Raw genomic sequence first — 13,091 nt, 5'->3', positions numbered from 1 at the left:
ATGTATATTCTGAAATCGATGAAAAATCTAGCGAAGATGGTCAGGCACTGAAAACTGCCATTTTAAATTGGAGAGCGGATAATCTCGATTAATAAAATGTTTTAAATTTAGCCCCATCCAGAGGAGCTGTTGTAGATAGATGAAGGTCTATGCTACAATAGCTCTTCTTGTTAAGTGCCAGAAATATGACGGTCTGCCCTAGCAGTGGTAAGGCCTTAATTTAAGTAGAGTGGGGAGAAAATGAATGTAAATACCATCAACATATTTTTCAAAAACGATGCCTTTTTATATTTTGTAGTTATTCGTATACACCGAAAATTTTCAGAAACAAGGACAGGGCCAGGTTTTCTACAGGTTCGTTCCAAGCGACGCCGATTTCATGCTGCGCGTGTGGATCATCAATATCAAGAAGAACCAGATCGGGAGGAAGGTTGATAGATTTGATGTTTTGGTAGGGAATAATTACGACCCCGTCGTTGATGCTCGCCAGTAAGAGAGTCGTATAGTGGTGGTTTGAGTTGTCGTTCAGGAGAGGGACGATCCCGTTGGACATAAAGAGATGGGTTATCATGTCGAACATCCCGGGATTCGCTTTTCTGTTCATGGTCAGGATTTTTTCGTTTACCAGCATCTGAGGAGTGACAGAATCAAATATGGCCAACGGGTGGTTTTTGTTCAGTACGAGCTTGAAAGGATCTTTATATAGACTTTTCCATCTCAATTTTGGGCTCTGGATAAAAGTATCTTTACGCCCGAAGGCAATATCCAGATCTTCTTTCTCTAATTTCCGTGCGACAGAAACGGAGTCGTATTGCATGAAATGTGTGTTGATATCAGGATAAGTCAGATGGAAATTGTTGAGCTCGGGCAAAAAAGGTTCAATGAATTCAGGGAAAACAAAGGCAAGATGGAGTTCGCCCAGCTGGCCTAACCGGGTAGTTTTCAGCTTGGCAATCGAACTTTTGGCAATGGAAGTCATTTTATAGGCATCCCGAAGAAAGGATTCTCCTTCTGTTGTCAGGGTCAGTTTGTTTTTGTGTCTGTAGAACAGCTTCGCCCCAACTTCGTCCTCCAGAGTGGCAACGTTATAACTGACGGCTGACTGAACAATCGATAATTTGATTGCTGCCTTTGTAAAATTCAAATATTGTGCGGCAGTGATGAAGATTTCCAACTGATTGATATCCATATTCGTCCTCTTTCACATTTATTTGGCATATGAAATCATTCTATTATCGATTATTGCCTGTGTCAATACAATACAGTCCATCGATTTTTTAGATGGTACCATCAAAACACTATTCTGTACCCAGTGGCATATAAAGCATATAATTATTATGAAATAGCCCCCAACTATTTATTTTTACCTACCAAAAGGTCATATCAATCTATTGGCCTTTTGGATTTTTAGGGAGAGAGACGAATATGAAGATGAAAGCAGCGATTATGGGAAGAAGATACAGGCAATGAATCGCCGAAAGACGAAACTTCTGATATTTACTGCATATCAGAAGTTGCCACCGTCTGAAAATCGAGGAGGCCTGTTATGAGCAATTCGGAAAATCAAAAACTGATATGCGAAAAATGCAATGTTGAACTGCAGCTCAAGAAGACAAAATTGACCTACCTGGAACATCAGGTCATCCATGAGCTTCCATGCTGCCCTCCTGCGGACAGGTACTTGTTTCTGAAGAGCTGGAATATGGACGCATGAGGGAAGTGGAGACATTGCTTGAGGATAAGTAAAGGGAGAGCGACAAGATGTCTGTATTTTATGAAAAGATTCCGGAGATAGACAAGAGCGGAAATGTTGCAGCCATAACCGTTGTCAGCGGTGAAAATATTGGAGAAAAATTGCTGGTCAGCCAGGAGAAAGTGCTGTTTTCCTCTGTGGAAAATGGATTTTTAGAGAAAACCTTTTCGAATGATCTGGGATGGAAAAAAACCGGTACATATCAGCTGGAAGCACAGAAGGTGTTTTTTGAAAGGATCGGGTCGGAGAAGAAGCTGGTAATATGCGGCGGAGGGCATATCTCCATTCCATTGATAAAAATCGGCTTGATGCTGGGATTTCATGTCACCGTGCTGGAAGACAGACCTATGTATGCAGATAATGCAAGGAATGCAAACGCCGATCGGGTAATATGCGACTGCTTTGCGAAAGGTCTGGAGCAGATAGAAGGCGATGAGGACACCTATTTTGTAATCGTGACCCGGGGCCACAGACATGATGAGTCCTGTCTGGAAAGTATCTCCCAAAAAAGAAATGCATATATAGGCATGATCGGAAGCAGAATCCGCGTGAAAAAGGTCAGAGAAACCCTGTTAGAAAAAGGGATTGATAAAGAAATCCTGGACAAGATCCATTCTCCGATAGGGACCGATATAAAAGCAGAAACACCGGAAGAAATCGCTGTATCCATTATGGGGGAAATTATACTTGTAAAGAACACAGACAGCCGGGATGCAGGTTATCCAAAAGAAATAATATCCGAGATAAACAGCACGGACTGTAAAGAGAAACGAAAGATATTGGCGACCATTGTTTCAAGAAAAGGATCTGCACCCAGAAAATGCGGGGCTAAGATGCTGATCTGCAGTGATGGAAGAGCAGTAGGAACGATTGGCGGCGGATGCATGGAATCGGATATTTTCAAAAAGGGACTGTCTCTTCTGCAAGGAGGAAGCCCCATGATCTGCGAAGTGGATATGACAAATACAGATGCCGAAGCCGAAGGAATGGTTTGTGGCGGAAAGATTGAAGTTTTTCTGGAACCGGTATTTTGAAATATTTTAAATACATGATCAAAGGAGCATCCAGCGTCTCGGGAGGAAAAGTATGGATTACAGGGAGGTGAACATATCATCCGAAAGGAGATAATTTCCGGAGGGGTTTTGATGTTTCATAAAAAAGGAGGAAAAAGATGGTACCAATATTGATTGCGATTGTTTATTTTGTCTTTTTTGGAGTTTATTTTGGAATGAAATCCAAAAAGAAATTGACAGGCAGCAAAGATTTCTTTACAGCTTCGAACCGGTTGGGATGGTTTGCGGTTATGTGCTCGTTTACACTGGCTCCGCTGGGGGGAGGGCATACAACCTCTTTAATTGAGCAGCAGGGCTTTATGGGCGTTTCGGTGCTTTGGTGGAGTATATTAACCGGGTCGGTTTTCGTTCCGATTTTCATGTACTGGTTCGGACCATGGTTCCGTAAGTTAAAGGTAGATACATTTCCACAGGCACTGGGCAAGATATTTGGCCCGAAAATCAAGATCGTCAATACGTGTTTGGCCCCTGCAGGATGGTTGGGCATAACAATGGCAGAAATTCTTGGTATCGCAACGGTTATTTATACTTTGACCGGAGGAAGACTTGCTTATGCACCTTACTGTGTCCTGATTGCCGGAGCTCTTTCCGCAATCTATGTCCTGTTTGGCGGTATGCTACAGGCTTCCTATATGAATATTATCAATGCGGTGGTCCTGCTGGGCGGCGGTTTTCTGAGCATCATATATATGGGAAATACCATACCCGGCGGATATGCCAGCGTTTCAAATTTCTATGAATCCCTGGGCGAGGGATGGAGGATGAACCTGTTTAATTTCACGCCTACGGTTGTATTTGGTATCATAATACCGGTAATCGTGCTGAATCTGTTTTCCGTTAGTTCGGAACATGCCCTTTATCAGCCAATCCTGGCTGCCAAGGATGAGGCATCCATCCGTAAAGGAGCGATTTTAGGAGGATTAATCAACAGTTTTGCCTCGACTCCATTTGTTGTGCTGGGCATCACTGCACTGGCAGTTCCTTCTGTTGCAGCAGCGATTGGTCCGAATGTCCGACTGTCTGTTGCGGAATTGGCACTTCAGTTAATGCCTCCATGGCTGATTGGAATCCTGATGTGCAGTCTGTTGGCGGCTCTGCTGTCAACATCCAGCGGAATGATACTGGCTATTGCCCATGTTGTGACGGACGATATCATTAAACCAATCAGAGGCGATAAGATGTCAGAAAAGAATCATGTCAGATTAAGCCGCTGGATGGTCGTGATCGTGACTGCAGCAGCCTGTCTCCCTGCCTTGAAGGTAACCATCCTGATGGGATTATTCTTCTGGTGCTTCTCCCTCAGCTTGCCGATTTTCATCAATTACCTGATCGGTCTGCTTTGGAAAATAAACCGGAAAGCGGCATGGATCAATCTGATCTGTTCAGTTCTTGTGAATTTCTGGTGGACGTTTGCTACTCCATCATGGTGCCCTCCACAGTTTGTTCTGAGCTTCTATCCGGTGTTTGCAGTCAGCGTCGTTCTTGGAATCATATTGAACATTGCATTGCCTGGTGAAAAAGGTATGCTCAGAAAGATAAAAGATGAGGAAAATTTAATTGGAAAAGTCCAGATCCAGGCTTAGGTACCAGGATTTCAGAAATTTCAAAGGAGGAATAGTATGAACTGGGTTGTAAAAGTATTGTTGTTTCAATTGATAGTAACGCTTGGCATACAGCTGATCATATATATCTTTTATAAAATATCTAGTAGAATAACAAGCAAAAGCTAACAGAGGAGGAAATAATATGGCAACAGTTGATATAGTAGTAGCAGCATATCTTGTTGGAACGATTGTGGTATTGTGCATTGGTTCGATATTTGCTTATAGGAAGCAGGTAGAACGCGGAGAAATTTCGAATGGAGATATTAACGAGTAGAAGTGTATAATAGAAAAAGAAGCCGGGATATCTTCGCTCTGGCTTCTTTTATCTTTACGAAGAATTGTACTGGAGGTGAAGATATTGAATCTTGATGAAAGGGTCATGGAACTGGCGCTTCAGAACCAATGCTGTGCCCAGGTTGTGATGAGAATCGGTCTGGAGTTGTCTGGAAAGGAAAACCCTGATATGATTAAGGCAGTGAAGGGCTTGTGCTATGGGGTATCCGGCCAGCATCTCTGCGGGGCATTAAGCGCGGCGGCCTGCGTGCTCTCGCTGTATGAATCGGAGGAATTTATACCGGAACTTGCAGACTGGTTTGAAGAGGAATATGGCAGCGTGGAATGCCGCGACCTTATGGGAGTTGGAGGAAAGAACCCTCAGTTGTGCATAAAAATCACGACCGGGGTCATAGACCGATGTATGGAAATAATTGAAGAAAGAGATCGATTGCCAGAGAGGTAGCGGAAAATGAGCAAGATATGCGGCGAAATCATAATTCCGGATGCTCTCAGGGATAAGCTGGAGCAGGAGGGAATATTATATAAACATATAAGCAGGGTCATAGAAAATGCGGAAGAGCATAATGACAGGATATTTCTTCCTGAAAAGGGAAGCTGTATTTCCCACCTGCAGATTGGGTCTGTAACCTTCTGGGTCGAATATTTCAAGAGAGATAAGAACTGCACCGTGCAAAATGCGTATTGCCACAGGATACAGATTGAAGTATTTCAGGAAGAAATATAGAAGGGAACCGGATGAAATGGATGTAACCGAAGGTGTATTGATTGGGGAAACCCAGAGCGTCTGCCCAGTCTGCCTGGCAAGGATCAAAGCGCAGAAGATCCGGTACGGAGAGGACGTATATTTAAGCAAGACATGCAGTGAGCACGGGGATTTTTCCACGCTCATTTGGAAAGGACTGCCATCGTATCATTCCTGGTCTCCTGTAAGAAACCCAGTGTCAGATATCCACAGTATAACCGAAAGAAAAAATGGATGTCCATATGACTGCGGAATATGTCCGGATCACAGGCAGCATGGCTGCTGCGTCCTGCTGGAAGTGACCAGGAACTGTAATCTGCATTGTCCTATATGCTTTGCGTCTTCTGGAGAATCGGCGGACAGGGATCCCACGCTGGAAGAAATCGAACAATGGTACATGCTTCTGAAGGAAGCGGGCGGATCTTTTAACATCCAGATTTCGGGAGGCGAACCAAGCCTCAGAGACGATATACCGGAAATCATTGAAATGGGGAAACGGCTCGGGTTTCCATTCTTTCAGCTGAATACGAATGGAATCAGGCTGGCCGCAGACACAGATTATGTGGGAAAACTTAAAAATGCAGGACTGGACTGTGTATATCTGCAATTTGATTCATTGAGGGATGACGTGCTGGAACGAATTCGTGGAAAGAGACTGAATGACCTGAAGAAAAAGGCCATCGAAAACTGTGCCGCGTATGGGCTGGGTGTGGTGCTCGTTCCGACCCTGGTGAAGGGCCTCAACACAGAAGAAGTAGGAGAAATCCTGCGTTTTGCCATTGAAAAAATGCCCCATGTGAGAGGGGTGCATTTTCAGCCGGTCAGTTATTTTGGCAGGTATCCGGATGATTCCACAGCTCGTTACACGCTGCCGGAGCTGCTGCGGGATATCGAGGCTCAGACAGAAGGCAAAATGAAAGTGGGCGATTTTAAGCCGGGAACGGCAGAAAATCCGTATTGCTCTTTCAATGGGAGCTTTCTGCTGAACCCGGATGAAACCCTTTCCGTTCTTCGCAAAGCAGAAGGCAGCTGCTGTTCTACGGAAAACAAATCGGAAAAATCCCGGAAATACGTATCAAGCAAATGGAAGGGTGCCGCAGACCATACGGAAGTCGTGTCGAGAAACCAGATACCCGAGACGCTGGACGAATTCATAAAACGTACGAAACAGTATACATTTGTGGTATCTGCCATGGCTTTTCAGGATGCCTGGAACCTCGATCTGGAAAGGCTGAAGGAATGCTACATCCATGTCGTGAGTCCTGACAGGCGGATCATACCTTTTTGCGCCTATAACCTGACCGGGACAGACGGGGTGTCATTATACAGGAGTTGAAACGAATGGATAATCTTTATGAAACCGATATTTTTGAGAAGCTTCCCGGCAAGGCCATGAGACCCGGGGTCGACCTTCATTTTTCGGCGCAAACGGAAAATATTTCCGGCCAGAAACGAAGGATCAGGCAGTGAGAATGGAGTCGTATTATGGAAGAAACCCGCAGGATTTATCTGGTCCGTCATTGTGAACCCCAGCTGCCCCAGGACGCCTCCTTCTGCCTGGGAAAAAAGGACATTCCTCTCAATGATGAAGGAAGGAAGCAGGCCCACAATCTGAAAAAGATTTTTTCAGACAGGGACATTAGCTGCGTCTATTCGAGTCCTCTGTCCCGGGCCAGGGAGACGGCCATAATTATTGCAGACAAAAAAAGGGATGTTGTTGTAAAAGAGAGTTACTCGGAATTGAACACTGGAAGATGGGACGGCTTGTCCTTTGAGGAAATAAAAGAAAAATTTCCCCAGGAGTATAAAGAACGCGGCATGAATCTGGAGCATTATGTCATAGTGGGAGGCGAAAGCCTGGCTGCGTGCAGGGACAGAGCCATGTCGGAGCTCTCAAGGACTATACAGGAAACCGACGGAAATATAGTTATCGTAACGCATGCCGGCGTCATCCGGATGATTCTGTCGCATCTTGCCGGAACCGGAATCCAGGAAAGCTTCCGGAATAAGCCGGGGTATGGGAGCGTGAATATGCTTCTGTATGACGGCGTTCATCTGAAGACAGAAGGTATGTGCATATGAAAACAGCAGCAGTGATTGCCGCAGGCGGCCTCTCTTCCAGAATGAAGGAATTCAAGCCCTTTCTGCCGATAGGCGGCTTGGCAATGATAGAAAAGACAATATCAAATTTTCAATCGGCCGGAATAGAAGAAATCGTGGTCGTGACCGGATACCGCGGGGATGAAATCAAAAACAGGATGGCAGGATCCGGCGTGGTTTTCCTGGAGAATCCAAAGTACCACTCCACCCAGATGTTCGATTCGGTAAAAATCGGGCTCGAAAAGGTAAAATTTGGAACGGACATGGTATTTGTCTCCCCTTCGGACAGCCCCTTTGTGCAGCAGTTCACTCTTAAAGCCATGATCAGGGAAATGGAAAAAGGGATAACTGACCTGATACAGCCGACTTTTCACGGAGAAAAAGGGCATCCTCTTCTTCTTAATCAAAGGATAATAGATCAGATATTGAACCATGATGGTAGTCAGGGGCTGCAGGGTGCAATAGCCAGACTGCAGGGTCAGACTGTGAATATGGCCTTTGCCGACCCGGGCATACTGATGGATGCGGACACCCCGGAGGATTATGGTAAGCTGACGGAATACCACAGGACGAAGGACTGCCCCTCAGAAGAACTCTGCAGGGAAATACAGGATTATTTCAAGGCAGCGGACAGCCTGAAAGCCCATTCAGAAAAAGTCGCTTCCGTGGCTGCCTCAATCGGCCAGGTTTTGCGGGAAAGAGGAATAAAGCTGGATCCGGATATCATACGCGCGGCAGGCCTGCTCCATGACATCGCAAAGGGGCAGGATAACCATGCAAAAACTGCCGCGAAATGGCTTAAGGATATGGGATATCTCTATGTATCTGAAATCGTCGACGAGCACATGGTTCTAAGCGCAGTCCCCCGGAAGCCTTCTGAAAAGGAGGTGGTTTATCTGGCCGACAAGCTGGTTCAGGATGACCGGGATATTACAATAGAAGAGAAATTCACCGCCAGAAAAGCATTTTTTGGGGGAGATGAAGAGGCCATAGCCGCTGTTGAACGAAGAAAAGAGCAGGCCATGGAGATATATGAGTTGATTTTTGGCTCATTGCCAGATACCAAAAAAGGAATTCTAAAATAGTCCGTGACTATGCAGAATTCCTTTTTTTAAAGCTGCGAGGTTTATTTTACGGGACCTCAGCCGCCCATCTGGGACTGGGTGATCTCTGTGATTGTTCCGCCATCGATCTGGACAATACTCGTTCCCTGGATTCCATCATCAGCTGCGGTGATATTTAAAGTTCCGCCTGCGATATAGATATATCCGAGAGATGCATCCTCTTCGTTTTCACTATGGATAGCATCTTTTCCGGCATCAAAAGTGAAATTGCCATCGGATATTACAATTGAATCATTGGCTTCGAGACCATCGCTGTCTGTAGTAATTGTATATGTTCCGCCTGTAACCTTAAGATCATCTTTTGAAGTAACACCGTTTCCCTGTGCAGAAATTATTTCAAGAGTTCCTGTACCACTTAACACAAGGTCTGACTTAGAGAAGATAACTGCATCTAAACTTGTATCCCCATCAGCAACAAATGTTCCGGTTGCTTCCATATGATTCTCACTGTCAGTTGTAGTCACAAAGACCTTGTCCGCCTCTTTTACGTAAATTGCAGGGGAATCCTGGTTTGTAATGCTCACGCCATTTAAAACCAATTGAACTTTTGCTTCTGCAGCTGCCTCTACAATGATTGTGACATCTTCTACAGTTCCGCTGATTACGTAAATGCCCTCTTCTGTGATTGTAACATCTTCTCCGCTAAAGAGTTCAATGTCCTGTGCATTTGTCAAATCGGGCGATTGTTCTAAGTCACGCTCCGATAGCAGCCCGGAAACATCAAGGATTGAATTCCCATTTGATGTTGTGATGCTTTCTGCAGTGGAGGAACTTTCTGTCGAAGAAGCGGTCGTGGTCGTCGTGCTCTCCTGGCTTTTTGCACATGCGACAAGGGAGAATCCCAGTATCATGCCGCACAGGATGACACCGGCTTTTTTAAGCGCACTGATTTTCATATATTTTTCCTTTCAAGTCAAATACGAGTCTCATTTTTTTCTACTGAGCTTATATGCTACCGTATTTATGTGCTGCTTTCAATAGGTTACAGGGAACGCTCAGATGATATTCAGGTTATGTTCATATAGTTCAGGAAATCATCACATACGGGCTGCGATAAATTATTATGTAAATATGGAAAGTAGTGACGCGATAGATTAATAACTTATGATATAATCAAGAGATATTAAACAGGAATGACAGTAATTAAATAGATTAAAAACGGGCAGGTAAATAAAATGAATATCTCACAAATCAAATATTTTTTAGAGACCGCAAAATGTCTGAATTTTACTAAGGCAGCACAACATTTATTTATAACTCAGCCGACGTTAGGAAGACAGATAACTGAAATAGAGTCAGAGTTAAATATGCTTTTATTTGTGCGTAGTAATAAAGGCTTAACGTTAACTCCTGCAGGTATCGTCTTGTATGAAGAACTGTCTGTATTAATGAATGATTATGAAAAAGCCGTTAAAAAAGCATCTTTAGCCAGTCAATGTATTACAGGTAAATTAAATATTGGAATATTGGATGGCCTTTCCATAAAAGAATTCATTCCTGAAATGGTCAGTATTTTCGAAAAAAATCATCCCAACATAGAGATTATAATAAAAAGAAAGAGTTTTCGCGCACTTCTGGAGGAATTAAATAAAAATGAACTTGACGCAATTATTTCTTTTTCTTTTCATATAAATGAGCATCAGGAATTAAAGACTATAAAATTAAAAAAATATGAACCGGCTTTTGTGGTACCTCTTAAAAATCCTCTTTCGAAAAAGGAAAAATTGGAATTCAAAGACTTCAAATATGAACCTCTGGCCATTGTGAAAAAAGAAGAATGTCCTGGGGGAGTTGAGTTTATTGTGAATAAATTTCTGCTTGAAGCCGGATTTTATCCAAACCTGCATTTTTTGGATTCAATGGATGATGTTGTTTTATGGGTTGAGTCAGGCATGAGATGTGCGCTGCTTAATATGGAAATGGACCTTGTAAGGTCAGACTCTCTGAAAATGTATCCTTTCGAGGATGGACGGGATGATAACTTTATTGAGTTGGCATATTTAGATGAAAATAAAAATTTTGCTTTGGATTTATTGAAAAACTACTATGCCTCAAAAGCATAGTTGCATAAAAAGTGGGCATTTTACAAATTAATTAAGTAAAAGTATAATTTCCTTAGTAGCGATAATTCGCAAAACAAGGAGGTTCTTATGGAACAGAAGCAATTGACACCCAGAGAAAATGCGCTTATAGCATACAGGCACGGAGTGCCCGCATATATTCCCACTTTATTTACAGATATTTCTATGATACAGTCATGCCCTCAAATGGAAAGATATTGTGGAGGAGCTGTAGGGAAGGATTATTTTGGAGTTGAATGGACATATGTGCCCGAGGCCCACGCACCAATGCCTACCGCAGGAAAAATAATGTTTGAGGATATTGCAGATTGGCGTGAATATGTAAAGTTTCCAGATTTGGAAGCTATTGATTGGGAAAAACAGGCAGATATCGATGTACATACTGATTTTATGGCGCTTGTAGCTGGAGCAGGAATAGTTCCGATGGCAGACAATAGAAGTGCTTATGATGAAGATAAATTGGTTTTATGCATGGTTATTAACGGAATGTTTGAACGTCTGCATTCACTTATGGGATTTGAAAATGCACTAATGGCACTAGTTTCAGATCCTGATGAATGCTATGAATATTTTAAAGCGATGGCTGACTGGAAGATTGAATACTTTAAGAAGATTGCCAGGTACTATAAAGTAGATGTTATTAACGCTCATGATGATTACGGCGCAGCTGATAGGTTGTTTATGGATCCGGAAACATGGCGAAAACTAATCAAACCACACTTAAAGAGAATGGTTGATGCCTGCCACGAAGAAGGAGTAATATACCAACATCACAGTTGTGGTTATATTGAACCGTTATTTGAAGATTTTGTAGAAATTGGAATTGATGCTATTGATACACTGCAGGCAGGTAATAAGAATCTTCCTGAGCTAAAGAAAAAATATGGAGACAAGATAACATTTTGCGGAGGGTTTGATAACCAGCATGTACTGGAAGCTCCACATGTTACTCCGGAATTAATAAAGCAGGAGTATAGAAGGGTGATAGATTCTCTTGCGCCAGGCGGAAGCTATGTAGTATTTCCGATTACCATTGGTTTTGATTTTGTAGGTCCGCTTCTTGAAGAGCATTTCCAATATGGAATGGGATTCTATTCGATGCGTGGAGAAGCACCAACATTATCTTTGTTAAAATAAAAAAGTGTTTATGACAGACAGCAGAAGGAGTACGATTATTAATTAATCGGGCTCCTTTTTGCTGGTGCGCCTGGCGGCGCACGTTTCTAAAGGGTGAAAGTCCCAAATCCGCCCTAGTAGTGGGAAGGATACAGCCAAGACCAAGGGTGTCCATCGTGAGGTGGAATCTGAAGGAAGGTGGAGGCAAAACTCTGGTCTGACGAACAGAAATCACATGAGGCTATACGTTGAGGATAAGGTTGCCAGACAAACCAAAGTCCAATTACTACTCGGAATCAACTATAGTAAATGTGGCAGATGGATGGAGTGAAAGAAACGTGTGGTACCCAGGGAGATCTCGCCAGCGGATGGAAACAGAGTATGAAATCCGTGAGTAACAACGAATGGCGAGAAGTCAGCAGAAGCCATATTAAACCGATGGTTGCAAAAATCGGCGAAGGGCTGAACTTTAGGAGATACAAGCAATGAAAGTAACTGATAGTAGATTTAAGAACAGACAACTTCATATTGAGGACTATCTGCAAATGGTATCGGCGGAACAGAAAGAGTATGCAGAAGTGTTCGACTACGGGAAGATTACTGAAAAGAGCGGTATCATCACAGACTATTGGACGAACAATCTTTTGGATTTGATTTTACTAAAAGATAACCTTAATAAGGCTTATAAAAGGGTGAAAGCAAACAAGGGCAAAGGTGGAATTGATGGTATGCAGGTGGATGAACTTCTGCCCTTCCTAAGAGAAAATCAAGATACCCTAATCCAAGAGATAAGGAATGGTAAATATAAGCCAAACCCAGTTCGAAGGGTAGAAATACCCAAAGAAACAAAAGGTGAGTTTAGAAAGATAGGAGTTCCAACTGTAGTTGACAGGGTTATTCAACAGGCAATCACACAGGAACTTACACCAATCTATGAGGAACAATTCTCAGAAAACAGTTTTGGTTTTCGACCAAAAAGAGGAGCACATGGTGCCCTCAAGCAGTGCCAAAAGAATGTAAACGATGGCTATGTATATGTGGTGGATATGGACTTGGAAAAGTTCTTTGATACTGTAAGTCAGAGTAAACTGATTGAGGTACTTAGCAGAACCATTAAAGACGGTAGACTGATTTCACTCATCCATAAATATCTGAATGCGGGAGTTATTGCAAACGGAATGTTTGAGAGAACAGAAATAGG

15 protein-coding genes and 1 pseudogene are annotated in these 13,091 nt (G+C 43.1%); 14 read left to right on the top strand and 2 right to left on the bottom strand.

Annotation, left to right across the window (positions count from 1 at the left end):
* Positions 1-298: 298 nt before the first annotated feature.
* Positions 299-1,189 carry a LysR family transcriptional regulator gene (locus tag BUA79_RS07940; RefSeq protein ID WP_073993906.1) on the bottom strand — a complete coding sequence of 297 codons (891 nt, stop codon included), beginning with the start codon at positions 1,187-1,189 and terminating at the stop codon, positions 299-301.
* Between the two features lie 357 nt (positions 1,190-1,546).
* On the opposite strand from BUA79_RS07940, the pseudogene BUA79_RS12380 reads away from it, so the two are divergent.
* From BUA79_RS12380 to BUA79_RS07905, 10 genes and pseudogenes are all read left to right on the top strand, one after another.
* A pseudogene (locus BUA79_RS12380) lies at positions 1,547-1,746 on the top strand (DVU_1557 family redox protein).
* Positions 1,747-1,761: 15 nt separating this feature from the next.
* A complete protein-coding gene (locus BUA79_RS07935) occupies positions 1,762-2,787 on the top strand; it encodes an XdhC family protein (RefSeq protein WP_073993905.1) in 1,026 nt (341 codons plus the stop codon).
* Between the two features lie 137 nt (positions 2,788-2,924).
* Positions 2,925-4,409, top strand: a complete 1,485-nt coding sequence (locus BUA79_RS07930; protein ID WP_073993904.1) for a sodium:solute symporter family protein — start codon at positions 2,925-2,927, stop codon at positions 4,407-4,409.
* A gap of 163 nt (positions 4,410-4,572) precedes the next feature.
* Complete coding sequence (locus tag BUA79_RS12805; RefSeq protein WP_278308912.1) at positions 4,573-4,704, top strand: hypothetical protein; 132 nt, start codon at positions 4,573-4,575, stop codon at positions 4,702-4,704.
* A gap of 84 nt (positions 4,705-4,788) precedes the next feature.
* Positions 4,789-5,169, top strand: coding sequence for a C-GCAxxG-C-C family protein (locus tag BUA79_RS07925; RefSeq protein ID WP_073993903.1), 381 nt, complete (start codon positions 4,789-4,791; stop codon positions 5,167-5,169).
* Positions 5,170-5,175: 6 nt separating this feature from the next.
* Positions 5,176-5,451: a hypothetical protein gene (locus BUA79_RS07920; RefSeq protein WP_073993902.1), complete on the top strand. Its 276-nt coding sequence runs from the start codon at positions 5,176-5,178 to the stop codon at positions 5,449-5,451.
* A gap of 16 nt (positions 5,452-5,467) precedes the next feature.
* Positions 5,468-6,805: a radical SAM (seleno)protein TrsS gene (trsS, locus tag BUA79_RS07915; RefSeq protein ID WP_073993949.1), complete on the top strand. Its 1,338-nt coding sequence runs from the start codon at positions 5,468-5,470 to the stop codon at positions 6,803-6,805.
* Between the two features lie 5 nt (positions 6,806-6,810).
* Positions 6,811-6,939 carry a hypothetical protein gene (locus BUA79_RS12800; RefSeq protein ID WP_278308911.1) on the top strand — a complete coding sequence of 43 codons (129 nt, stop codon included), beginning with the start codon at positions 6,811-6,813 and terminating at the stop codon, positions 6,937-6,939.
* Between the two features lie 15 nt (positions 6,940-6,954).
* Positions 6,955-7,551 carry a histidine phosphatase family protein gene (locus BUA79_RS07910; protein ID WP_073993901.1) on the top strand — a complete coding sequence of 199 codons (597 nt, stop codon included), beginning with the start codon at positions 6,955-6,957 and terminating at the stop codon, positions 7,549-7,551.
* Positions 7,548-8,654 (top strand): DVU_1551 family NTP transferase, encoded by a 1,107-nt coding sequence (locus tag BUA79_RS07905; protein ID WP_073993900.1) that lies wholly within the window; start codon positions 7,548-7,550, stop codon positions 8,652-8,654. The genes BUA79_RS07910 and BUA79_RS07905 overlap by 4 nt, the downstream gene beginning before the upstream one ends.
* Before the next feature lie 56 nt (positions 8,655-8,710).
* Here BUA79_RS07905 and BUA79_RS07900 read toward each other — a convergent pair whose 3' ends face one another.
* The gene (locus BUA79_RS07900; RefSeq protein WP_073993899.1) at positions 8,711-9,589 is read right to left on the bottom strand and encodes a carbohydrate-binding domain-containing protein; all 879 of its coding nucleotides are present in this window, start codon (positions 9,587-9,589) and stop codon (positions 8,711-8,713) included.
* A gap of 279 nt (positions 9,590-9,868) precedes the next feature.
* On the opposite strand from BUA79_RS07900, the gene BUA79_RS07895 reads away from it, so the two are divergent.
* The 4 genes from BUA79_RS07895 to BUA79_RS07880 form a co-directional block, all read left to right on the top strand.
* The gene (locus BUA79_RS07895) at positions 9,869-10,756 is read left to right on the top strand and encodes a LysR family transcriptional regulator (RefSeq protein ID WP_073993898.1); all 888 of its coding nucleotides are present in this window, start codon (positions 9,869-9,871) and stop codon (positions 10,754-10,756) included.
* An 87-nt stretch (positions 10,757-10,843) separates the two neighbouring features.
* Positions 10,844-11,911: a uroporphyrinogen decarboxylase family protein gene (locus tag BUA79_RS07890; RefSeq protein ID WP_073993895.1), complete on the top strand. Its 1,068-nt coding sequence runs from the start codon at positions 10,844-10,846 to the stop codon at positions 11,909-11,911.
* Positions 11,912-12,217: 306 nt separating this feature from the next.
* Positions 12,218-12,379, top strand: a complete 162-nt coding sequence (locus tag BUA79_RS12540) for a hypothetical protein (RefSeq protein WP_178138563.1) — start codon at positions 12,218-12,220, stop codon at positions 12,377-12,379.
* Positions 12,376-13,091 (top strand): reverse transcriptase domain-containing protein (locus BUA79_RS07880; RefSeq protein ID WP_242941668.1); only part of this gene is annotated, 716 nt, incomplete at its 3' end. The genes BUA79_RS12540 and BUA79_RS07880, both read left to right, overlap by 4 nt.

The organism is Parasporobacterium paucivorans DSM 15970, assembly GCF_900141895.1.
GTDB lineage: Bacteria > Bacillota > Clostridia > Lachnospirales > Lachnospiraceae > Parasporobacterium > Parasporobacterium paucivorans.
Note: the sequence above shows the minus strand (reverse complement) of the source record. Positions and strands in the feature narration are given on the sequence as shown.

What these genes read in the sequence shown, in the direction of transcription:
- BUA79_RS07940 (WP_073993906.1), bottom strand. Translation starts at nt 1,189, where the DNA reads ATGGATATCAATCAGTTGGAAATCTTCATCACTGCCGCACAATATTTG.
- BUA79_RS07935 (WP_073993905.1), top strand. Translation starts at nt 1,762, where the DNA reads ATGTCTGTATTTTATGAAAAGATTCCGGAGATAGACAAGAGCGGAAAT.
- BUA79_RS07930 (WP_073993904.1), top strand. Translation starts at nt 2,925, where the DNA reads ATGGTACCAATATTGATTGCGATTGTTTATTTTGTCTTTTTTGGAGTT.
- BUA79_RS12805 (WP_278308912.1), top strand. Translation starts at nt 4,573, where the DNA reads ATGGCAACAGTTGATATAGTAGTAGCAGCATATCTTGTTGGAACGATT.
- BUA79_RS07920 (WP_073993902.1), top strand. Translation starts at nt 5,176, where the DNA reads ATGAGCAAGATATGCGGCGAAATCATAATTCCGGATGCTCTCAGGGAT.
- trsS (WP_073993949.1), top strand. Translation starts at nt 5,468, where the DNA reads ATGGATGTAACCGAAGGTGTATTGATTGGGGAAACCCAGAGCGTCTGC.
- BUA79_RS12800 (WP_278308911.1), top strand. Translation starts at nt 6,811, where the DNA reads ATGGATAATCTTTATGAAACCGATATTTTTGAGAAGCTTCCCGGCAAG.
- BUA79_RS07910 (WP_073993901.1), top strand. Translation starts at nt 6,955, where the DNA reads ATGGAAGAAACCCGCAGGATTTATCTGGTCCGTCATTGTGAACCCCAG.
- BUA79_RS07905 (WP_073993900.1), top strand. Translation starts at nt 7,548, where the DNA reads ATGAAAACAGCAGCAGTGATTGCCGCAGGCGGCCTCTCTTCCAGAATG.
- BUA79_RS07900 (WP_073993899.1), bottom strand. Translation starts at nt 9,589, where the DNA reads ATGAAAATCAGTGCGCTTAAAAAAGCCGGTGTCATCCTGTGCGGCATG.
- BUA79_RS07895 (WP_073993898.1), top strand. Translation starts at nt 9,869, where the DNA reads ATGAATATCTCACAAATCAAATATTTTTTAGAGACCGCAAAATGTCTG.
- BUA79_RS07890 (WP_073993895.1), top strand. Translation starts at nt 10,844, where the DNA reads ATGGAACAGAAGCAATTGACACCCAGAGAAAATGCGCTTATAGCATAC.